Origin of the sequence: Nonomuraea sp. SYSU D8015 (assembly GCF_008065375.1) — a bacterium.
Taxonomy (GTDB): Bacteria; Actinomycetota; Actinomycetes; order Streptosporangiales; family Streptosporangiaceae; genus Nonomuraea.
The window spans coordinates 159,832-180,753 of the sequence record NZ_VJYI01000011.1; the positions used below are offsets into that span (position 1 = coordinate 159,832).

The window sequence follows — 20,922 nt, forward strand, 5'->3', positions numbered from 1 at the left end:
CGTGCAAGCACCACGCGGTCGTCGTTCATTCCGCCGTCTTCCCCTCTCCTGATGCGGCGGACAAGAGCGCGAACGCGCGTTCGGCGGCGCGGACCGCCTCTGCCTCCACCTCGCGCAACGGCCGTCCGTCGGCCAGCAGCCGCCAGGTGCGCCGGGCCAGCACCCGCTGCGCGGCCAGCACCTGCGCGGCGAGCAGGGCGGCGGTCAGGTCGTCCATGGATTCCGCCAGCGCGTCGGCCAGGGCCGCCTCGTCGTGCGAGATGTGCTGGAACAGCCGCGCCGCCAGGCTGGGCGTGGAGAACACCAGCCGGTGGAAGGCCACCACCTCGGGGTGGTCGTTGAGCCCGGTGACGGGGTCGCGTCTGGCGAGCCCGTCGAGGAAGTGCCGGCGCAGCGCCGCCAGCGGCTCCTCCCCCGCGGCCCGCTGCCGCACCACGCGGGCGGCCTCGCCCTCGTGATCGGCGAACCGGTGCAGGACCAGGTCCTCCTTGGTCGGGAAGTACTTGAACAGCGTCGGCTTCGACACCCCCGCGGCGGCCGCGATCTCGGTCACGGGCACCTCGTCGAAGCCCCGCTCCAGGAAGAGCGAGATCGCCGCCGCCGAGATGGCGTCGTGCACGCGCTGCCGCTGGAGCTCCCGTAGTCCCGTCATGAAACACACCCTAGCAAAATGTTAACCTGGTTAATCTCTTAACCGAGTTAACGGAATCGGGGAGGTGCGATGGGGACGCTCGACGACGAGCGGCAGTACGTCGAACGCTGCAAGGCGGGGCTGCGCAGGATGCTCGAGGGCGCGCGGAACAACGTGATCATCGGTGAGACCGTGGCCGGCGACCGCTACAGCGCCGAGCGGCTGGGCCGCCACCTCAAGAGCCTGGCCAAGGAGCTGAGCGAGGAGCCCGAGGGACCGCCGTTCTTCGGCCGGCTGGACTTCGGCGAGAGCTCGGCCGAGCACCGGGGGCGCGCGTACCACATCGGCAGGCGGCACATCACCGGCGAGCACGGCGGCCCGCCCGTGGTGATCGACTGGCGGGCGCCGGTCTCGCGGGCGTTCTACCGGGCCAGTGCCCGCGACCCCCAGGGCGTCGCGGTGCGCCGCCGCTTCGGCTGGTCCGGCATGACCCTGACCTCGTACGAGGACGAGCGGCTCGAACAGGGCGAGGAGGGCGGGGGCCGGCTCCTGGCCGCCGAGATCGAACGCCCTCGCGTCGGGCCCATGCGCGACATCGTCGCCACCATCCAGCCCGAGCAGGACGACCTGGTCCGCGCCGAGCTGGACACCTCGATCTGCGTCCAGGGCGCGCCGGGCACCGGCAAGACCGCGGTCGGCCTGCACCGGGCCGCCTACCTGCTGTACGCCCACCGCCAGCGGCTGCAGCGCGCCGGCGTGCTGGTGCTCGGCCCGAACCGGGCCTTCCTCGGCTACATCTCCGCGGTGCTGCCCGCGCTGGGCGAGGTGGACGTCGAGCAGACCACGCTGGAGCGGCTGCTCGCCACGGTCCCGGTCACCGGGACCGACAGCGAGGCGGCCGCGGTCGTCAAGCACGACGCCCGCATGGCGAAGGTGCTGCGCAGGGCGTTGTACGGGCGGATCAGGAAGCCGGTCGAGCCCGTCGCGGTGGCCGACGGCTCCTACCGGTGGCGGGTCCGGGAGGACGAGCTGCGCCGGATCGTGGACGACGCCCGGAGCGAGTCCATCCCGTACGGCGTGGGCCGGGAGCGGGTGCGGGCCCGGGTGGTGGCCTCGATCCGACGCCAGGCCGAGGCCCGCGGGCAGACCGCGACCGCGGCCTGGACCCGCAGGATGGCCCGCGCCGTCACCCCCGCCCTGGACGCCCTCTGGCCGCCGGTCAAACCCGAGGAGGTCCTGTACGAGGTCCTCCGCGGCCCCTCCGACGGCGGCCCCTCCGACGGCGGCGCGTCCGACGGCGGCCTGTCGCGTGCCGTGGTGGCGGACCCGGCGGAGGGCCTGCTCACGGACGCGGAGCGGGTGGCGATCACCTGGGCCAGGCCGCCGCGCAGCCACAAGAGCGCCAAATGGACCGCGGCCGACCTGGTCCTGCTGGACGAGCTCGCCGCCCTGATCGAACGCCCGCGCGGCTACGGCCACGTCATCGTGGACGAGGCCCAGGACCTGTCCCCCATGGAGTGCCGGGCCGTCGCCAGGCGCAGCGAGCACGGCTCCCTCACCGTGCTCGGCGACCTGGCCCAGGGCACCACGCCGTGGGCGGCCACGTCGTGGCCGGAGCGGATGGCGCTGCTCGGCAAGCCGGACGGCGAGGTGATCGCGCTGACGACCGGCTTCCGGGTGCCGGGCGCGGTGGTCGAGATGGCCAACGCGCTCCTGGCGGCGCTCGACGTGGAGGTGCCGCCGACCCGCTCGTACCGATCGGACGGCAGGCTGCGCGTGACCAAGGTGGCCGGCCTGGAGAAGGGGGTGGTCGCCGCGGTGCGCGACGCGCTCGGGTTCGAGGGGTCGATCGGGGTGATCGCGGCGGACGCCGACGTCGAGGCGCTGACGTCCGCGCTGTGGGACGAGGGGTTCGACCTCGGCGGGCGGCTCAGCGTGCTGCCCGCGTCGCTGGCCAAGGGCCTGGAGTACGACCACGTGGTCGTGGCCGAGCCGGCGGCCATCGCCGAGGCGGAGCGGCGCGGCCTGAACCGCCTCTACGTCGCCCTCACGCGGGCGGTCTCCCGGCTCGACGTCGTTCACACGCGCCCGCTCCCCCGCGAGCTTTCACGTTCGGAACAAGCGGCCTGAAATGGGCAGATGTCCTGGTTGCTGCGGCTCGACAGGTCCACGGGCTTGGGTGTGTGATGTGGTTCCCGTCTCAAGAGGAGCGCTCGTGACCTCTGCGCAGGACCCGCCCCCCGGCAAGGACCCGGACGCCCCTCCAGACGACACACCCGGCGCTTCTCCAGACGACGCATCAGCCGCCTCTCCGGGCGACGCACCGGACGCCTCTCCAGGCGACGAGCCGGACGCCTCTCCAGGCGACGAGCCGGACGCCCGCGACGATGCCTGGACGCTGCCCTCGCCCCGCCCGCGCCCTCCCTACCGGATGCGCGTGACCGACCAGGTCCTGTCGGTCGTCGGGCTGGTCTGCGCCGCGGTGTCCGTACTGTTCAGCCCGGTCCTGTTCGGCCTGGCCGGCATCGTGCTGGGCATCGTCGGTCACACGAAGGGCGAGCCGCTGGGCAAATGGGCCGCCGTGGCGGCGGGCGTGGGCATGATCATCGGTACGATCCTCAGCGCCGTCCTCGAGAGCCTGCTGTCCTGAAATATTCGGGCCCGCTGTCGATTCCGGCCCGCGTCGCGCGTCATGGTTGCGAGAAGGAGGGAAAGCAATCATGAAATATGTGCTGTTCGCCGTCGGCGACGAACGCCCCTGGGCGGAGGCGGGGCCAGAGGAACGCGAGCGCGTCTACGCCCAATGGGGCGCCTTCGAGCGGATGCTCCACGAACGCGGCGCCCACCTGGGCGGCAACGAGCTGGCCCACTCCTCCACCGCCACCACGATCAGGAAGGACGGCGGCCGGATCCTCGTCACCGACGGCCCCTACGCGGAGACGGTCGAGCAGATCTCCGGCTACGTGCTGGTCGAGGCCGGCAGCCTGGAGGAGGCGATCGAGCTGGCGACGGCGATGCCGTCCGACGAGGTCGAGATCCGCCCGGTGCCCGCCGGGGAGGCGCCGTGAGATACCTGCTGCTCATGTACGGCGACGACGGCGACCGGCCGGGCTCCGGCGACGAGCGGCACGCCGCACACGGCGCCTTCATCGAGCTGCTCAAGTCCCGTGGCGCCTACCTCGACGGGGAGGAGCTGACGGGCCCGCGCCGGGCGGTCTCCCTGCGCAAGCGGTCCGGCGAGGTGCTGCGCGCGGACGGGCCGTTCGTCGAGACGGCCGAGCACTTGAGCGGCTTCTACCTGATCGAGGCCCGCGACCTGGACGAGGCGATCGGCCTGGCCAAGGCGTGCCCGGAGCGCATCGTCGAGGTGCGGCCGGTGGTGGAGCAGATGGGATGACCACCGATCGGTCGTGGCCCGAGGCGGGGTGGGGCCGATGAACGCGGTCGAGCAGGCGTACCGGGAGCACTGGGCGCGCCTGCTCGCCCTGCTCACCGCCGAGCTGCGCGACCTGGACCTGGCCGAGGAGGCGCTGCAGGACGCGTTCACGGCGGCGGTATCGGCGTGGCCGCCGGCGCCGGACAACCCGCCGGCGTGGCTGCTCACCGCGGCGCGCCGGCGCGCGTACGACCGGCTGCGGCGGGCGGAGGTGGCGGCGCGCAAGCTGCCGCTGCTGATCGTCGAGGAGACCCCGGGGCCGTCGGACGACCGGCTGCGGCTGATCTTCACGTGCTGCCATCCCGCCCTGTCGATGGAGGCCAGGGTGGCGCTGACGCTGCGCTGTGTCGGCGGGCTCACGACGCGGCAGATCGCGCGCATGTTCCTGGTGAGCGAGGCGACCATGGCGGCCCGGCTCACCCGCGCCAAGAAGAAGATCAGCCACGCGGGCATCCCGTACCGGGTGCCGTCGGACGCGGAGCTCGCCGAGAGGCGCGACGGCGTGCTGGCGGTCATTTACCTCATCTTCACGGAGGGATACAAGGCCACCGAGGGCGAGCGGCTGATCCGCGACGAACCGGCAGCCGAGGCCATCGCGCTGGCCCGGATGCTGGCCGAGCTGATGCCCGCCGACAGCGAGGTACGCGCCCTGCTGGCGTTGATGCTGCTGCACCACGCCCGCAGGGACGCCCGCCTGGACGCCGAGGGCCGCATCGTCCGGCTGCCGGACCAGGATCGGTCGCTGTGGCGGCACGACGAGATCGCCGAGGCGCTGTCCATCCTGACGCCGGGCCCGCCGGGTCCGTACCTGCTGCAGGCCGCCATCGCCGCCGAGCACGCCTCGGCCGCCCGCCCCGAGGACACCGACTGGGGTGAGATCGCCCAGCTGTACGAGCTGCTGGAGCTGCTGACGGGGTCGGCCGTGGTGCGGCTGAACCGGGCCGTCGCGGTGGCGGAGGCGTACGGCGCCGAGCGCGGGCTCGACCTGCTCGCCGGCCTGGACGACGCGCTGCCGCGCCACCACCTCCTGCCCGCGACCCGCGCCGACCTGCTGACCCGCCTGGGGCGCATGGAGGAGGCCGTGGCGGAGTACGGCCGGGCGCTGGAGCTCGTCGGGACGACGCCGGAACGCGAGTTCCTCCGCTCCCGCCGCCTCGCGGCCCAGGACGCCCTCAGCCCATAGCCCGCCCCGCCGGACCCACCGCCCACCTCTGCCCGACGCTCGCCCATGACCCGGCACATCACACACCACGGCCCGCACCACACCGCAGGCTCGCGGCACCACACACCACGGCCTGGACCTCAGAGCACGCGGCGCCTCACAGCACGACCCAGCGCCTCACCGGGGCCCAAACCACTCACAGGGGCCCGGCGCCCACGCGGGCCGTGGCCGCCGCCGGCCGGTGCCAGCCAGCGCGCTGGCGGTTCCGGTCGTCCCGTCGATGGCGGGGCGTCGTGGTGAGAGGGAAGGTCCGGGTCCACGGCAGCGGGGCGAGGGCTCGTGGGATGCTGGCTGGCGAAGCGGGGCGTCGGAGCCGGTCAGGTGGTGGACAGGGCGACCGTCGGGGACAAGCGGGCCGCGCGCATCGCCGGGTAGATGCCCGCCGCCGTCCCGATGAGCAGGGTCGCCGCGACCGCGCCGCCGAGCGCCCACGGCGGCACCACGGGCGGCCAGTCCCGCGACAGCGCGTACGCGGCGGTGGCCAGCGCGCCGAGCACCGCGCCCGCCACCCCGCCGAGCGCGGACAGCAGCAGCGACTCCGCCAGGAACTGCAGCCGCACCTGCCCCCGGGTGGCGCCGAGCGAGCGGCGCAGGCCGATCTCCTTGCGGCGTTCCAGCACCGAGATGACCATCGTGTTGGCCACCCCGACCCCGCCCACGAGCAGCGCCACCGCGCCCAGCCCGAGCAGCAGGTTGGTGAACGCGCCCGCGGCGGCGGCCTTGGCCTCCAGCGCGTCGGACGGCCTGCTGACCGTGACCTCCTCCGGGTTGTCCGGGTTGACCGTGCGCGGCAGCACCGCGCGCACCGACTCCACCGCTTCGTCGGACGAGCGCTCGTAGATGGTCGTCGGTGAGCCGTCGAACCCGAGCAGTTCTTCGGCGGCCGGGAAGCCGACCAGCGCGGAGCGTTCGATCTCCGGTGCGAGCGGCATCGGCCCGAGGATCCCGATGACGGTGAACCAGCGCCCGCCCATCCACACCTGCACGCCGGTCCTGGTCAGTCCGAGCCGCTTGGCCGCCTCGGCGCCGAGCACGACGGCCGGCTGGGCGGCGGTGGCGTCGTTCAGCCAGGCGCCCTTGACCACGGCGCCCTCCAATGTGGTGAGCAGGCCGGTGCTGGCCGCCTGCACCGAGATGCCGCCGGTGATCGTCTCGGGGATGTGGTTGTTACGCCGCACGCTCGCCTCGACGGCTCCGGTGGCGGCCGCCGTGCGGACCGGCCGGATGCGCTGGACCATGGCCAGGGCCGTGGTGGGCAGCTTGGCGTCGTCGCCGAACATCGTCTTGCCCGGCGTGACGGTCAGCAGATTGGTGCCGAGTTCGTCGAGCTGGCGCAGGAGCTGCTCGCGCGAGGACGACGAGATCCCGATCACCGCGATCATGGTCGCGATGCCGATGGCGATGCCGAGCGCGGACAGGATCACCCGGGCCGGGCGGGCCCGCAGCCCGGCGGCACCGACGCGCAGCACGTCCCCGGGGCCGAGCCGCCCCGGCGTGAGCCCGGTGCGCCGGCTCATCGTCCGGCTCCCTTCAGCAGCGCGACCGGCCCCCGGTCGTCGTGGTCGTGGCCGTCGACGATCAGGCCGTCGCGCAGGCGTACCTGGCGATGGCACCAGCTGGCGATCTCGGCGTCGTGGGTGATGACGGCGACCGTCGTGCCGGACTCGTGCAGGCCGGCCAGGACGGCGAGCACGTCGGCGCCGGCCGAGGAGTCCAGGTTGCCGGTCGGTTCGTCGGCGAGCAGCAGCGGCGGGTCCCCGGCCACCGCGCGGGCGACCGCCACCCGCTGCTGCTCGCCGCCGGACAGCTGGGACGGCTTGTGGCCCAGCCGGTGGCCGAGTCCGACGCGTTCCAGGGCGGCGGCGGCGCGCTCGCGGCGGGCGCGGCGGTTGGTGCCGGTGTAGAGGAGGCCGTCGGCCACGTTGTCCAGCGCGCTGACGCCGGGCGCCAGGTGGAACTGCTGGAAGACGAACCCCAGGTGGCGGGAGCGCAGCGCGGACAGCTCGCGATCGGACAGGGCGGCGACGTCGTGTCCGGCGACGCGTACGGTGCCGGTGGCGGGCCGGTCCAGCGTCCCGATCATGTGCAGCATGGTCGACTTGCCGGATCCGGACGGGCCGACGATCGCCAGCAGGTCGCCGCGGGCGATGGTCAGGTCCACGCCGCGTAGCGCGTGCACGCCGCCGGGGTAGGTCTTGGTGACGGCCACCAGTTCGACGATGCCGGTCATGGGGCGGGCACCCCGACCTTCATCCCCTCGGCCAGGCCCTCGCCCTTGATCTCCACCAGGCCGCCGCCGAACGCCCCCGTCTCCACGGCCACGATCCTCGTGGCCGCGCCCTCGACGACCTCGACGCCGAACCCGCCCTCGCGGAGTGCCAGCAGCGCCTCCACGGGGACGGCGAGCACGTCCTCGTGCCGTTCGCTCTGCATCTCCACCTCGACCGGAGCCTGGTCCAGCTTGGTCTTCGGCGGCTTGGCGAGGGTGATGTCGACGTCGATGGTGGTGCTCGCGTCCGGCTCCTGGCCGGTGACCTCGGCGACCGTGCCGACCGACGTGACCGTGCCGCCGGCCTGCTCGCCGCCGGGGAGCGTGACGGTGACCTCGGCGCCCTTGCGGGCCAGCGACTGGTCGTCGGTGTCGAGGTCCACGTGCACCAGGCGGCGGATGCCGCTGACGGTGAGCGCCTGCTGCCCCGGCGCGGTCTTGAGGCCGACGGCGGCCTTGGCCTCGGTCACGCGTACGGCGGCGGGCTGGAACACCACCTGGGCGGCGTCCACCTGCCCGGTCTCCTCCAGCCCGCGGTCGTCCTGCCACTCTTTGACGGCCTGCTGGGTGGCGTAGCTGAAGTGGTCGTCCACGGTGAGGTAGTCGCCGTAGCCGAGCGCCTTCAGGTTGCGCTCCAACTGATCGACGTCGGGGCCGTCGGACATGCCGAGGCGCAGGGTGCGGTAGAGCGGCAGCTCGCCGTACATCAGTACCAGCGGCTTGCGGTCGACCTTGAGCAGCGGCCGGCCGCGCCTGATCACCGCGCCCTCGGCGGCCACCCAGGTCACGGTGCCGGAGGCGCCCGAGGTGAGCTGCCGCTCCCCCGCGTACGTCAGCGACCCCTCGACGGTCTTGGTCTCCACCAGGTCCTGCCTGGTGATCTCGGCTGTGGCCGGGACCGGGGGCACGGCCGGCACGGCGGCTCCGGTGCTCCCGTCGTTCATGACGGCCACCGCGGTCCACGTGGCGGCGACGGCCAGGACGGTGCCGCCGCCCAGCAGGAGGCCTTTCCTCACGGCTTGCCTCCGCTGGTGACCTTGTCACCCTTGCCGCCGGGCTGGAACTGCTCGCAGGCCTTGTGCGCGGCGTCGAGCTTCTCCTTCGAGCCGCCCTTCATCCGGATGCGCATCCCCTCGCCCGGCTTGGGGTCCGGCATGTCGATGCCCTGCTGGCGCATGCACTGCGCGAACTTGACCATCCGGTCGTAGTCCTCCGCGCTGGGCGTCTCCCCCGCGGGTGCGGCCGACTCCAGGAAGTGCTCGCACGATTTGTGGGCCTTTTCGAGTTTGTCTTCGGACACGCCCTGCGGGCGGATGAACTGTATGCCGCCGCCCTGGGGCTTGGGGTCGGGCATGTCGATGCCCTGCTGCCGCATGCACTGGGCGAACTTCAGCGCCGCCTCGCCGGGGTCCAGCGAGGCCGAGGAGGTGGCGGCGGGTACGGTCGCCGCGCCGCTCGCACCGGTCGCGCTGGCCACGCCGTCGTCGCCCGCCTTCGCCCCGCCGCAGGCGGCCAGCCCGAGCACCAGCAGTGCGGCGGCCGGCAGCAGTCGGATGTTCATGGGTTTCGCTCCTTCGCGCCGCGGGTCCTTCGCCCGAGGCGCGGCCTTACTCCAGCCCATGGGGTGCTAGAACCGGATAAACCCTTATCCGCGGCTAACAGGTGATCCGTCACGCTCGTGGCCGAGGAAAGGGGCGGCGATGCGGGTGCTTGTCGTCGAGGACGAAGAACGGCTGGCGGACGCGGTCGCGCACGGGCTGAGGCTGCACGCGATCGCCGTGGACGTGGCCTACGACGGGCAGGACGCCCTCGACCTGGCCGCGTACGTCGACTACGACGTGGTCGTGCTCGACCGGGACCTGCCCGAGGTGCACGGCGACGACGTGTGCCGGCGGCTGCGCGCCACCGGCGGGGGCGGCCGGGTGCTCATGCTGACGGCGGCCGGCCAGATCCGCGACAAGGTCGACGGGCTGGCGCTGGGGGCCGACGACTACCTGGTCAAGCCGTTCGCGTTCGCCGAGCTGGTGGCCAGGGTCAGGGCCCTGGGCCGCCGCGCGCCGCGGTCGTCGGAGCCGCCGCTGGAGCGGGCCGGGATCAGGCTCGACCCGGCCCGCCGCACGGTCACCAGGGACGGGCGCGCGGTGTCGCTGAACCGCAAGGAGTTCGACGTGCTGCACGTGTTGCTCCGGCGCGACGGCGAGCTGGTCACCTCCGGTGAGCTGCGCAGGAGCGTGTGGGACGAGCACGCCGACGCCGGCACCGGCGCGCTCCGCGTCACGATCACGTCGCTGCGCAAGAAGCTCGGCCTCCCGCCGGCGATCCAGAACGTGCCCGGAAAGGGGTACCGCCTTTGACGTCGTGGTGGCAGGGGAGACGGCTGCGGGTGCGGCTGACGCTCCTGTACGGCGGGCTGTTCCTGGCGGCCGGTTCGCTGCTGCTCTGGCTCACCTGCCTGATCACCGCGGACGCGATGAACCAGGAGTTCGTGGCCGGGGTCAACAGGATCCTGTCCGTGCCGCCGGGTGAGCCGTTGCCGCCGGCGCCCGGCCAGGTCGTCAGGGTCTCCGGCGAGATCTCCGACCGGGCCGAGATCGTGCTCAGCCGAGTCGTGCGGTCGTCGGTGATCGTGCTGATCCTCGTCGGGATCGTCGCCCTCGTGCTCGGATACGTGGTGGCCGACCGGGCGCTGCGGCCGCTGGACCGGGTGACCGAGACCGCGCAGCGGCTGTCGGAGGGCACGCTGCACGAGCGGATCGGGCTGCGCGGCCCGCCGGACGAGGTCAGGCGGCTGGCCGACACGTTCGACGCGATGCTCGACCGGCTGCGCCGGGTGTTCGACGCGCAGCGGCGCTTCATCGCCAACGCCTCGCACGAGCTCCGGACGCCGCTGGCGATCAACCGCACGGTGCTGGAGGTGTCGCTGGAGGAGCCGGAGGCGTCGGACGACCTCAAGGCGCTGGCCCGGGCGCTGTTGGGGACCAACGCGCGCTACGAGCGGCTCATCGAGGGCCTGTTGCTGCTCGCGCAGTCGGAGCAGGAGCTGACCGTGCGCAGGCCGGTGGACCTGGAGCAGGTCGTGCGGACGGTGCTGGAGCAGCTCGACCTGCAGTCGCGCAAGCGGCCCGTCACGCTGCACGAGGACCTGCGTCCCGTGCTGGTCGAAGGGGATCCGCTGTTCCTGGAGCGGTGCGTGTTCAACCTGCTGGAGAACGCCACCAAGTACAACGTGCGCGACGGCGCGATCTGGCTCGCGTTGCGGGAGGACGACGGAGGCGCGGTGATCACGGTGGAGAACACCGGGCCGCCGGTGCCGCCGTACGAGGTGGACGACCTGTTCGAGCCGTTCAGCCGGATGCAGGGAGATCGGGTCCGCTCGTACAAGGGGGCGGGGCTGGGGTTGTCGATCGTGCGGGCCATCGTGGCCGCGCATGGAGGCCAGGTGGGGGCGGTGGCGCGGCCGGAGGGCGGGCTCCGGGTCACCGTACGCCTGCCGCGCGGTTGAGTGAGTCCTTGAGGGGCCGGATGAGGCCGCCGTGAGATCCTGAAGGCGTGTTGCCGCCCATTGACGTGCTGCGTGAGCAGATCACCGCCCGGCTGACCGCCTTCGACCGCCGGGAGGTGCCCCCTGCCGGAGGCATCCTCCGGGCCGCCGTCACCGTGTGCGTGCTGGAGGACGCCGAGCGGGTCCCGTACACGATCCTGCTCAGGCGCGCCCCGCGCGGCCGCAACCCCGGGCAGTGGGCGCTGCCCGGCGGGCGGCTGGACGACGGGGAGCAGCCGGTCGAGGCGGCGCTGCGGGAGCTGGCCGAGGAGGCCGGCGTCAAGGATGTCGAGGTGGCGGGGCTGCTGGACGACTTCGTCACCGACTCGGGATTCGTGATCACGCCGGTGGTGGCGTTCGGCGGGCAGCAGGAGCCGGTGCCCGATCCGAGGGAGGTGGCGTCGCTGCACGCGGTGCCGCTGGAGCGGTTCCTGGCGCCCGGGGTGCCGCGCTGGGAGGGCGAGCTGCTGCAGATGCCGCTGGGGCCCTCGATCGTGGTCCACGCGCCGACGGGGGCGATTCTGTGGCAGTTCGCGGAGGTGGCGCTGCGGGGCCGCGAACTACGCGTCTTCGACGTCGCCCAACCCCACTGGACGAGGACCTGACCGGCCGCCGCGATCGGCACGCCATCCACGTCCCGGCCGCGTCACGGGCTCCCCATGCGGAAGGCACGATTACCTCCCGAGCCAACCCGTGTGCTTAACTCAAGAGGCCGATGTGGTTAGTGTCCCCCGGGCCGCAAATTACCGCCTTCACGGAATACCGTTCGGCTGGAGCCGTGTTGTGCATCTCGCCGAGGAGGCGACCGCCACATCGGCCTCACGCTTTCCCAGGCGCCTCGCTCATCCGGCGGGACGCCTGCCTTATGGTGGGGTGGCCGACCGCCGATGATCCGGGAGAGCCTGTTGCTTTACGAAGTGGTCAAGTTCGCCGCGACGCCGCTCACGCACGCGATGTGCCGGCCGCACATCTCCGGCGCGGCACACGTGCCGCGCAGCGGGCCCGCGATCCTGGCCGCCAACCACCTGTCCGTGCTCGACTCGTTCCTGCTGCCCGCGCTGCTGCCGCGGCACGTGACGTTCACCGCCAAGAACGAGTACTTCTCCGGCAACCCGGTCTCGGGCTTCTTCATGCGGCTGGGCAGGAGCCTGCCGATCGACCGGGAGAGCGCGCACGCCGCACAGGCCATGCTGGACGAGGCCGCCGCCCTGCTGGAGCGGGGCGAGCTGTTCGGGATCCATCCCGAGGGCACCCGCTCCCCCGACGGCCGCCTCTACCGCGGCAAGATCGGCGTGGCGTGGCTGACGCTCAAGACGGGCGCGCCGGTGCTGCCCGTGGCGCTCAAGGGCACCGAGAAGGTGCTGCCCCTGGGCGCCAAGGTGCCCAGGCCGGCGAAGATCGGCATCTCCATCGGGGAGCCCATGCACTTCGAGGGCGACCACACCAAGGCACGCGACCGGCGGCGGGTCACCGACGAGATCATGGCCGCCATCCAGAAGCTGTCCGGACAGGAATACGTACCGGTTTACGCATCCAGCGTCAAGGCATCCAACGGATTGGCCTAAGCTCGGGCATCTGTCGTCGAAGACCAGGGGGCTGATCAGTGGCGCGGGGTCGTACGATCGCGATCGTGTCCGGTGCCACCGTGCTCGTGGTGGGCGCCGCGGCCGGTGGGGCTTACTACCTCCTGCACACCAGGGGCACGCCGGCCGAGACCGCGCAGCGTTTCGCAGCCGCGTGGCAGGCCGGCGACAAGGCCGCCATGACGAGAGAGCTGGCCAGACCGCAGCCGCTCGACGCGTACGACCAGCAGCGCAGCGCGCTCACAGTGGAGCGGACCACGGTCCGTCTCGGCGCGGTCACCGAGGGTGACGGCACCGCCCGCGTCCCCTACACCGCCACCCTGGCCTTGAAGAACGTCGGCGAGTGGTCCTACGAGGGCCGGATCGACCTGGTGGTGGCCGACCGCACCTGGAAGGTCGACTGGAAGCCGGCGACGCTGCACCCGTCGATGACGGCGGGGGCGACGTTCGGGATCAAGACGCGCTGGCCGGAGCGGGCCGAGATCACCGACGCCGAGGGCGACCGCATCGACGACGGCACAGCGGGCGGGTCGGTGCAGCAGCTCGTCGGTTTCCTGGACAAGGCGACCAAGAAGGACGTCGGCAAGCTGGGCTCCGCCTACAAGGTCGGGCAGGCCGTCGGGCGGGGCGGGCTGCAGGAGACGTTCCAGAAGCGGCTGGCGGGCACCCCGTCCACCGACATCCAGCTCGGCGGCAAGACGCTCAAGACCATCGAGGGCAAAGAGGGCGAGCCCTTGCGGACCACGCTCGACCCGCGCGCGCAGGCCGCGGCGGTGGGCGCGGTCAAGGACGTGGAGAAGCCGGCTTCGATGGTGGCGATCAAGCCGTCGACCGGGGAGATCCTGGCCGTGGTCAACAACCGGGGCGGCTTCAACCGGGCGCTGGACGGCCGCTACCCGCCGGGCTCGACGTTCAAGGCCGTCACGGCGATCGGGCTGCTCGCGGCGGGGATGTCGCCACAGGACCAGGTCACGTGCCCGAAGCGGGCCAACGTCGGCGGCCTGCCGATCCGCAACTCCGACAACGAGGCGTTCGGATCGCTGTCGTTCCTCGACTCCTTCGCCCATTCGTGCAACACGACCTTCGCGCCCCTGGCGCACGCGAAGCTTGGCGCCGCCAAGCTGCTCGACGCGGCCGAGGACGTGGGCTTCAACCAGCCGCTCAACATCGGGGTGCCGGCCACCGAGGCCAGCTTCCCCCGGGCGGAGTCGGACTCGGAGCTGGCCGCGGAGTCGTTCGGGCAGGCGCGGATCACCGCGAGCCCGCTGTCGATGGCCTCGGTGGCCGCCGCCATCGCCGACGGCACCTGGCGCCCGCCGACGCTGGTGCCCTCGCTGAAGCAGCAGGCCTCCGAGCGGAAGCTGCCCGACGGGGTGAAGGAGCAGCTCCACACCATGATGGAGGCCGTGGTCACCAAGGGCACCGCCAAGGCGGCGGGGCTGCCCGCCGGCACGCACGGCAAGACCGGCACGGCCGAGTACGGCAGCGGCGAAAAGCTGCCCAGCCATGCCTGGTTCATGGGGTTCCGGGGCGACGTGGCGTTCGCGGTCGTCGTGGAGGGCGGCGGCGGGGGCGGCAAGGTGGCCGCCCCGCTGGCGGCGAAGTTCCTCAAGGCCCTGTGAGCCGGTTACGGGCTCACGGGGCGGTCAGGCGGGGCTGGAACGATCCGGCGCCGGGGTGAGGAAGACGATCCCCAGGTTGTGACGCCGGGCCGCCTCGGCGAGTTCCTCCCGGGTGGGCTCGCGCTTCACGGTGTCGATCATGCCGAGCCGTCCGACGCCCTCCAGTCCCACCGTTTCGATCATCTCGAGCGCGATGTCGGCCAGTGCCTCGGGATCGGTCTCGAGGCGGGCGTGCATCGCAGAGCGCACGCCCCGGTCCGTCACCTCGATGTCGGCGCCGCCGCGGAAAGTTGGCCCGCCAGCCGGCCTCCGTGAACACCCCGATCCGCCCGTTGAAGTCCTGCTTCGTGACGGGCACCTCGTAGGGCGTCCCGCTCTTCCTACCGCGGAAGTGCAGCAGGATCAGGCCATCCATCGACTTGGTGTAGGCGCCCTTGCGGATCTCCTTACGCATCATGGGATTGAACAGTCGGAGCCACAGTTTTTGGCGTACGACTTGGATCATGGAGGAGGAGCGATGTGGAAAGGGGGTGGCGTCGGGCGCGGGCTCGTTGATCTTCCCGTCGGCGCCCTCGCCCGCCCGCACCGCCCGGTTGACCACCCGGACGATCTGCTCGGCGGAGAAGACCGCGTACTGTGGCCGCGCCCACCACGGTCACGGCTCCCAGGAAGCCGCGTCGCGTCGTCTCGGCCGATGTCGACACCGACCTTTCCTGTTTTCGGCTCCGGCTGTCCGGAGACGTGTTCAACGATCTGTCCGGCCCAGGCCGCCCAGCGCCGCGGTCACCACCAGGCCCCCCCGGGGCGCGGAATTCGGCAGGCACGGCGGATTCTTGGCCATCGGCCCGGGCGAGGACAATCAAGTGAATTCCGCTGTCCCGCCAGCGAGACAGGTGCACGTGAGTTTCTCGGTAGCAAAAGCCCGCCGTGGTTGAATGAAATTCACCATTTCGCCCGAGCGCTTCCCGTCACTCCTCTTGAGCGCTGGTCGGCTGGGGCTCAGGCGGGAGTTCGAGCTTCGCGCACCGCAGCGCCTGCCTGATCTCGGCCGCGCCCACCGCGGCGTCGTCCACGGTGACGATGAACTCGCCGCCGCCGCGCAGGGCCACCAGCAGGGCCTCGCCCCTCCTGACCACGACCGCGTGCTTGCGCCGCTTGCGCAGGCGCCACCCCCAGCCCCACTGGCGCGGATCGATCTCCACCCGCTCGGCGGTCTCGATCTGCTCCAGCGTGATACGTCGCGGGAACAGGAACGGCACGCCCCCGCGGACAGTCAGCCGGCATCCGTCGAAGACGGCCGTGACGCCGCTCCAGAAATGGAGGCTGGCCAGGGGGACGACGGCGGCGGCCAGCATCCAGCTCACGCCCAGGGCAGCCAGGACGAGCATGAGACAGGTGGCGGCGAGGGTCCGCCAGAAGTAGGCGGGATTTCGCGCCCGGCCGATCCACACTGTGCGTCCTCGCGCGGGTGGGTCCGTGACGGGGTCGTCGGGTATCTCCTCGCGCTCCTCGGGCTGTGGCCTGCGGGGGCTTACGGCTATCGCGCCGAACAGCATGGCCAGCACGCCGCTGCCCACCGCGACGGTGGGAGCGTAGGACGGCGAGGACGCCTCCTGCCATGACGCTGCGTCAAGGTTGGACACCACGACGCCCAGGAGGAGCGCCACATCCAGCAGGACAACGATGCCCAGGGCCAGTCCGGCCGCGATCCGGCGGCCCATCGAGCCGTCGTGGCGTAGCAGCGCGAGCAGCCCGAGAACACTCCATGCCCCGGTGCCCAGCATGAGGTTCTCCCCGACGGCGGCCCAGAGGTGACTGGAGCGATCGGGGGTCTCATCGGTGAAATGCGTGGCCACGGGCTCGGGTAACCGGTGCCTGAGCGCGAGGGGGATTGCGAGCGTGGCGGTGTGAACGGACGCGGGAATGAGAATCACAACCTTCACGAAGCGTGACCTCATACCTCTGTCTCCCCGTCGCGGTGATGTCACTCCCCCTCGCCCGAGATACTGTCATATCCGATATTGGCCCGAAAGCTCCGCGTTATTAGTCGAATCAGCTCGTTCTCAGTGAGGCCCACCCGATGGGCTTCCATGAGCAGGTGCGCCACCGCCTGCGACAACCGGGGATCAATCTGTTTCTCGGAAGGGGACACCACCACCGTTCCCCGGCCCCGCCGCACTTCCAGCAACCCCTCATCACGGAGAAGCGCGTAGGCGCGCAGGACCGTATGCAGGTTGACCTTCAGAATCTCCGCGAGATCCTTGGCGGGAGGCAGGCGGTCCCCTGGCCGGAGCGCCCCAGAGGCAAGCGCTTGCCGGAGGCTTCTGGCGATCTGGTCGAAGAGGGGCTCCGCCGAGCTCGGGTCGATGCTCAGGCGCATTAACGCCTCCTTCTTGAGCTCCTGCCGTCACGGACAGTAGTGCCAGCTTCCCCCGAAGGGCCCCGTTTACAACGTTCTTCGAGAAGTTATATAACAAATGAGTCTTCTGGTGACCGCCACTGTGACCTGGAGCGAAGATGCGACGTACGAAAGTGAGCCTGGGTACCTTCCTCGTCATCGGCCTCCTCGGCGGCAGTACGGCGGAGGGAGCGACCAGGCCCGACCGTTTCGACGGGCAACAGCTGTTCAGAGGCCTGTTCCTGGCGGAAGGCCCGGTCGCGCACAGCTATCCCGAGCTGAGCCTGCCGGGACGATCATGGGACACCGTGCCCGCGCAACAGCTCGCCAGGAAAATCGACGAACTGGCTCCCGGCTTCTTCGTCAGCTTCCAGAACGACGTTACAAGCGGCGACCGGCTCCGAGTCGAGCAGTCGACCGCAGCAGCGCACGATCTGGCGGTCAAGGCGGCCGCCGCGGGCCCCGCCCCCGACAACCAGGCAAAGGGAGCGTTCGTCGTGGTCGACAAAAACCTCTTCAAGGCCACTCACATGGTCGTCAACAAGAATAGCTACTGGGATCGCGCCGCGGCGCACACCACCACCCTCGCCCGTGAGCGCTGGGTGAACGACATAGCCGAAACCCTGGCACGGTGAGCGGCGACCACAGCCGGCTCGGAGCGGCGACGCTCGTGATCGGTCTCGCTTGGACAGGCATCGCAATCTACGTCGTGGTCACCCAGTTGCCGGCAAGCGCGCTGGAACTGCCCGGCCAGCGGTCGGTTGCCGAGAAGGCACAGGTGGTCGCGCCACAGGGCTGGGCGTTCTTCACCAAGTCCGCCAGAGAGAAGAGGGAGGTCGTCTGGCGGCGCACCGCCACCGGAACGTGGGAGCAGGCTCTGCTCGGCCCGCACGCGGAGCCGCGCAACCTGTGGGGCTTCGACCGCCGCTCCCGGGCTCAGGCCCTCGACCTCGGCATCCTGACCACCTCGGTACCGGCGGCCCGCTGGTCGGCCTGCGAGAGCGGCGTCGTCCCGCGGTGCCTGGACGCCGGTCCCGCCGTACAGGTGACCAATCCCGCACCCGAGCCCCTGCTCTGCGGCGAACTCGGCGTGTCGAGACAGGAACCCCTCCCGTGGGCCTGGTCCCGTGCCGCCGCCAAGACCCGGATACCCGCGACCGTGGTCCGGCTGGAGGTGAGATGCTGAACCGGCTGGGGTCCCTGGTCGACGGAATCGTTCGGATCAGCATCTGGACCAACGTGTACGGCCTGGCCCGGACCATGGTGGCGATCGGCACGCTCAGCACCCTGCTGGCCAGCGACACCTCGGCGCTGTTCAGGCCCGCGGCCGGCATTCCCGACTTCCCCTTCTGCGGCGGCCTCGCGAGCGCGAGCCTGTTCTGCGTCGTCGAAGTCGATTTGGCCCACCCGATCGCGATCGTGATCCTGCTGCTGGCTGCCTCCGGCTGGCGGCCCCGCTACACCGCGCTGCCCCACTGGTGGGTGACGGTCAGTTTCCAGGCCTCCGCCACCATCCCCGACGGCGGGGACCAGGCCGCCACCGTGATCACTTTGTTGCTGCTGCCGATCGCCCTGACTGATGGGCGGGCCTGGCACTGGCAGCGGCCGCGGGCGATCACCGACGTGGTGGGCTCCCTGATCGCCTGGTCGGCGCTGCTGATGATCCGCATTCAGGTCGCGGGCATCTACCTGCAGGCCTCGATGGCGAAGCTGGGCCGCGAAGAGTGGGCGGACGGCACCGCCCTCTATTACTGGCTCAGCGACCCCCTGTTCGGCATGCCGGGCTGGGCCGCGCCGATCCTCGGCCCGGTGTTGGCCAACTCGCTCGGCGTCACCATGCTCACGTGGGGTTCGGTGGCCATCGAGTTCGCCCTCGTGCTCGGCCTGGTGGCCAGGCGGCCGGTGCGGCCGTACCTGCTGGCCGCCGGGCTGGCCCTGCATCTGTCCATCGCGGTGCTGATGGGCCTGGGCAGCTTCGCCCTGGTCATGATCGGCTGCCTGTTGCTCTATCTGAGACCGCTTGACCTGCCCATCGCAGTTCAGGTCAAGCAGACATTCGTGCTACTCGCCGGGCGCTCGCCGATCGGTGTGCGCCCGGTGCAGGAGGTTCTACAGCAAGAACCTAGTCCGCGTAGAACACCGACCCACAGCGGTAAGGCGGCGGAGGTGCCATGAACCACTCGGTCAACGGCCTGGCGGGGAACGGCCAGAGTTCCCCCTCACACGTGGGATCCGGTCAGCGCTTAGGCCTCGACCGGTCCGTCGTGACGAGGCGAACGGGCCTGCAGTTTCCCAACCGCCTGGAGTTTCCGATATGGGAACGCATAGGCAAACAGATCTCGCTCATCTCAGACTCCTCGGCCTGGTGGCTGGGCGACTGGCTGATCTACGGAGAGAAGGAGTACGCCGACCGCTACCGGATGGCCATCGAGCAGACCTCGCTCGACTACCAGACCTTGCGCAACTACGCGTGGGTGGCCCGCCGCTTCAGCTTGTCCCGGCGCCGGGACAAGCTGAGCTTCGCCCACCACGCCGAGGTGGCCGCGTTGAGCCAGACCGATCAGGACCTCTGGCTGCAGCGCGCCGAGCACTTCGGCTGGTCCAGGAACCGGTTGCGCCGAGAGTTGCGTCGCGCGGCCGGCGCCGGCGAGGTGGTCGAGGCAGCCGAAGCGGTCGATTCCCGCAAAGCGAACGGCGGAGCCGTGGACGTGAAGGTCAAGCTGACCTCCAGCCGCGAACAACTGGACCGCTGGAAGCTGGCCGCGGAGCTACAGAACAGCGATCTGGTGAGCTGGATGGTCCAGGCTCTGGAGAGCAACGCGAAAGAGGTGATCGGTAACAAGACGCCCGAGAGCGAGGCTCCGGTCGCGGAGCGGACCTGAGCGGTCCCGCCGGCGAGACGGGGAGACCGCTCAGTCCACCTTCGCGCACAACATCGAGGCGATGCTACTGACGGTGTGGAATGCCCGTGGGTCGATCTGCTCGACGGGCACCACCGTCCCCCATTCCTGGAAGATGAAATTCAGCAGGATCGCCGTGTTGAGCGAGGTGAGAATTCCGCTCTCGAGCAACGGCGAGGATTCGTCGAACTCCCCGGTGGGGTCGTCGTACAGAAACCTTTCCCAGATGAAATCGAGTAACCGCGCGGAGACTTCACGCTCGGTCAGTGTCTCCGCCATTTTCCGCCCCTTCCACGTCGAGGATCTTCACCACCGCGCACGAGATCGTGACCCCGGAGCCGATCCCGCCCATCAGGACATGGTCGCCCGGCCTCGCCTTTCCCGTCACTATCAGGTGGTGCAGCGAGACCAGCGGGTCGCTGGCGCCCAGGTGGCCGACCGTGCGACCGAAATCCCACGTCGACTTGGACATCGGCATGCGCAGGAGCTCCATCCAGCGGTGTTCGATCGCGTCGGGGGCCAGGTTGGTGAGCGCGGCGTAGGCCAGCTGTTCCGCGCGGACGCCTGCCTCGGCCAGCACACGGCCGACCAACTGCATCATGACCTTCTGGACCATGATCCAGGCGATCCGGAGCTCGCTGCTGTTCTCCACCAGCCGGGTGTACTCCTCGTCGCGGGTGACCCAGTCGACGTGGGCGCCGGTGGTGGCGCCGGGCGGGAACATGGGCTCGCCGTACCGGCCCCCCTCCTCCAGCTCGGGCACCGCCGCGGAGCCGACCGACAGCACCTGCGCGATTCCCGGCCGGCGGGTGAGCAGGACCGCGCTGGCGGCGTCGCCGAAGACGGTGGGCGCCGCGCGCCACCGGTCGAAGCGCGGCGTGCCGAAGTTGTCGGCCGCCACCACCAGCACGTCGGGCCGCTCGGCCCGGTCGTAGGCCGCGGCCAGCTCCATCGCCGCGAACACCCCGTTGCATCCCTGGTGCAGCTCGACCGCCAGCGTCTCGCCGCCGACCAGGTGCCGCTGCAGGAAGTACTGCGGCAGCCAGCCGTCAGGGCCCTGGTGCCACACGTCGCAGTACAGCAGCATCCCGACGTCGCCCACCCGGCCACCGGCCGCCGCCACCGCGTCCCGTGCGGCGCTCAGCGCCATCTCCGGAGCCGGCACCTCCCCCGCGACCGCAGCGCCCGCCATCCCGTGGACCGCCGCCTCCTCCGCGGTGCACCAGCCCCGCTCGACCGCCGTCTCCACACTCACCGACTCTGGCACGAACACCCCGAGACCACCGATGAAGAATTCAGCCGTCCGCATGTTCCCCACCT

Annotated in this window: 24 protein-coding genes; 14 read left to right on the forward strand and 10 right to left on the reverse strand. The window is 71.3% G+C overall.

The features are described from left to right. Positions 1-25 precede the first annotated feature (25 nt). Complete coding sequence (locus ID574_RS36990) at positions 26-652, reverse strand: TetR family transcriptional regulator (protein ID WP_188193659.1); 627 nt, start codon at positions 650-652, stop codon at positions 26-28. A gap of 69 nt (positions 653-721) precedes the next feature. Between ID574_RS36990 and ID574_RS36995 the strand changes: the two genes are divergently transcribed. From ID574_RS36995 to ID574_RS37015, 5 genes are all read left to right on the forward strand, one after another. Continuing rightward, the gene (locus ID574_RS36995) at positions 722-2,761 is read left to right on the forward strand and encodes a HelD family protein (protein WP_188193660.1); all 2,040 of its coding nucleotides are present in this window, start codon (positions 722-724) and stop codon (positions 2,759-2,761) included. 85 nt (positions 2,762-2,846) lie between these two features. Further along, the gene (locus ID574_RS60485; RefSeq protein ID WP_223167462.1) at positions 2,847-3,281 is read left to right on the forward strand and encodes a hypothetical protein; all 435 of its coding nucleotides are present in this window, start codon (positions 2,847-2,849) and stop codon (positions 3,279-3,281) included. 70 nt (positions 3,282-3,351) lie between these two features. After that, entirely contained in the window at positions 3,352-3,699 is a 348-nt protein-coding gene (locus tag ID574_RS37005; RefSeq protein ID WP_188193661.1) for a YciI family protein, read from the forward strand. Beyond that, positions 3,696-4,028, forward strand: a complete 333-nt coding sequence (locus tag ID574_RS37010) for a YciI family protein (protein ID WP_188193662.1) — start codon at positions 3,696-3,698, stop codon at positions 4,026-4,028. Before ID574_RS37005 ends, ID574_RS37010 begins: the two co-directional genes overlap by 4 nt. A 37-nt stretch (positions 4,029-4,065) precedes the next feature. Continuing rightward, positions 4,066-5,250, forward strand: coding sequence for an RNA polymerase sigma factor (locus ID574_RS37015; RefSeq protein ID WP_188193663.1), 1,185 nt, complete (start codon positions 4,066-4,068; stop codon positions 5,248-5,250). 356 nt (positions 5,251-5,606) lie between these two features. On the opposite strand, the gene ID574_RS37020 is transcribed toward ID574_RS37015, so the two are convergent. Genes ID574_RS37020 through ID574_RS37035 form a run of 4 tightly spaced genes read right to left on the reverse strand, consistent with a single transcriptional unit; the run spans position 5,607 to position 9,119 of the window. Next, complete coding sequence (locus ID574_RS37020) at positions 5,607-6,806, reverse strand: ABC transporter permease (protein ID WP_188193664.1); 1,200 nt, start codon at positions 6,804-6,806, stop codon at positions 5,607-5,609. Then, positions 6,803-7,519 carry an ABC transporter ATP-binding protein gene (locus tag ID574_RS37025; protein WP_188193665.1) on the reverse strand — a complete coding sequence of 239 codons (717 nt, stop codon included), beginning with the start codon at positions 7,517-7,519 and terminating at the stop codon, positions 6,803-6,805. The genes ID574_RS37020 and ID574_RS37025 overlap by 4 nt, the downstream gene beginning before the upstream one ends. Continuing rightward, positions 7,516-8,574, reverse strand: a complete 1,059-nt coding sequence (locus tag ID574_RS37030; RefSeq protein ID WP_223167463.1) for a peptidoglycan-binding protein — start codon at positions 8,572-8,574, stop codon at positions 7,516-7,518. The genes ID574_RS37025 and ID574_RS37030 overlap by 4 nt, the downstream gene beginning before the upstream one ends. Then, positions 8,571-9,119 (reverse strand): hypothetical protein, encoded by a 549-nt coding sequence (locus ID574_RS37035; RefSeq protein WP_188193666.1) that lies wholly within the window; start codon positions 9,117-9,119, stop codon positions 8,571-8,573. Before ID574_RS37035 ends, ID574_RS37030 begins: the two co-directional genes overlap by 4 nt. Positions 9,120-9,258: 139 nt before the next feature. Between ID574_RS37035 and ID574_RS37040 the strand changes: the two genes are divergently transcribed. The 5 genes from ID574_RS37040 to ID574_RS37060 all read left to right on the forward strand — a co-directional run bounded on the left by ID574_RS37040 (position 9,259) and on the right by ID574_RS37060 (position 14,304). Beyond that, entirely contained in the window at positions 9,259-9,912 is a 654-nt protein-coding gene (locus ID574_RS37040; protein ID WP_188193667.1) for a response regulator transcription factor, read from the forward strand. A 29-nt stretch (positions 9,913-9,941) separates the two neighbouring features. Further along, on the forward strand, positions 9,942-11,060 hold the full coding sequence (locus ID574_RS37045) for a sensor histidine kinase (protein WP_188193668.1): 1,119 nt from the start codon (positions 9,942-9,944) through the stop codon (positions 11,058-11,060). A gap of 47 nt (positions 11,061-11,107) precedes the next feature. Further along, complete coding sequence (locus ID574_RS37050) at positions 11,108-11,704, forward strand: NUDIX hydrolase (RefSeq protein WP_188193669.1); 597 nt, start codon at positions 11,108-11,110, stop codon at positions 11,702-11,704. Positions 11,705-12,004: 300 nt separating this feature from the next. Next, positions 12,005-12,664, forward strand: a complete 660-nt coding sequence (locus ID574_RS37055; RefSeq protein ID WP_223167464.1) for a lysophospholipid acyltransferase family protein — start codon at positions 12,005-12,007, stop codon at positions 12,662-12,664. A gap of 65 nt (positions 12,665-12,729) precedes the next feature. Next, positions 12,730-14,304 (forward strand): penicillin-binding transpeptidase domain-containing protein, encoded by a 1,575-nt coding sequence (locus ID574_RS37060; protein WP_223167465.1) that lies wholly within the window; start codon positions 12,730-12,732, stop codon positions 14,302-14,304. Between the two features lie 24 nt (positions 14,305-14,328). On the opposite strand, the gene ID574_RS37065 is transcribed toward ID574_RS37060, so the two are convergent. The 3 genes from ID574_RS37065 to ID574_RS37075 all read right to left on the reverse strand — a co-directional run bounded on the left by ID574_RS37065 (position 14,329) and on the right by ID574_RS37075 (position 16,684). Then, entirely contained in the window at positions 14,329-14,541 is a 213-nt protein-coding gene (locus ID574_RS37065) for a hypothetical protein (protein ID WP_188193671.1), read from the reverse strand. 731 nt (positions 14,542-15,272) lie between these two features. Beyond that, positions 15,273-16,247: a hypothetical protein gene (locus ID574_RS37070; protein WP_188193672.1), complete on the reverse strand. Its 975-nt coding sequence runs from the start codon at positions 16,245-16,247 to the stop codon at positions 15,273-15,275. Positions 16,248-16,288: 41 nt separating this feature from the next. Further along, positions 16,289-16,684 carry a GntR family transcriptional regulator gene (locus ID574_RS37075; RefSeq protein WP_188193673.1) on the reverse strand — a complete coding sequence of 132 codons (396 nt, stop codon included), beginning with the start codon at positions 16,682-16,684 and terminating at the stop codon, positions 16,289-16,291. A gap of 137 nt (positions 16,685-16,821) precedes the next feature. Here ID574_RS37075 and ID574_RS37080 point away from each other — a divergent pair, with 137 nt between their 5' ends. From ID574_RS37080 to ID574_RS37095, 4 genes are all read left to right on the forward strand, one after another. After that, the gene (locus ID574_RS37080) at positions 16,822-17,337 is read left to right on the forward strand and encodes a sporulation delaying protein family toxin (RefSeq protein ID WP_188193674.1); all 516 of its coding nucleotides are present in this window, start codon (positions 16,822-16,824) and stop codon (positions 17,335-17,337) included. Then, positions 17,334-17,888, forward strand: a complete 555-nt coding sequence (locus ID574_RS37085; protein WP_188193675.1) for an SdpA family antimicrobial peptide system protein — start codon at positions 17,334-17,336, stop codon at positions 17,886-17,888. The genes ID574_RS37080 and ID574_RS37085 overlap by 4 nt, the downstream gene beginning before the upstream one ends. After that, a complete protein-coding gene (locus tag ID574_RS37090) occupies positions 17,882-18,877 on the forward strand; it encodes a sporulation-delaying protein SdpB family protein (protein ID WP_188193676.1) in 996 nt (331 codons plus the stop codon). The genes ID574_RS37085 and ID574_RS37090 overlap by 7 nt, the downstream gene beginning before the upstream one ends. An 89-nt stretch (positions 18,878-18,966) precedes the next feature. Continuing rightward, positions 18,967-19,584, forward strand: a complete 618-nt coding sequence (locus tag ID574_RS37095) for an LmbU family transcriptional regulator (RefSeq protein WP_270094315.1) — start codon at positions 18,967-18,969, stop codon at positions 19,582-19,584. A 30-nt stretch (positions 19,585-19,614) separates the two neighbouring features. On the opposite strand, the gene ID574_RS37100 is transcribed toward ID574_RS37095, so the two are convergent. Beyond that, entirely contained in the window at positions 19,615-19,881 is a 267-nt protein-coding gene (locus ID574_RS37100; RefSeq protein WP_188193678.1) for an acyl carrier protein, read from the reverse strand. Next, positions 19,856-20,911: a ketoacyl-ACP synthase III family protein gene (locus ID574_RS37105; RefSeq protein WP_188193679.1), complete on the reverse strand. Its 1,056-nt coding sequence runs from the start codon at positions 20,909-20,911 to the stop codon at positions 19,856-19,858. Before ID574_RS37105 ends, ID574_RS37100 begins: the two co-directional genes overlap by 26 nt. Positions 20,912-20,922: the final 11 nt, after the last annotated feature.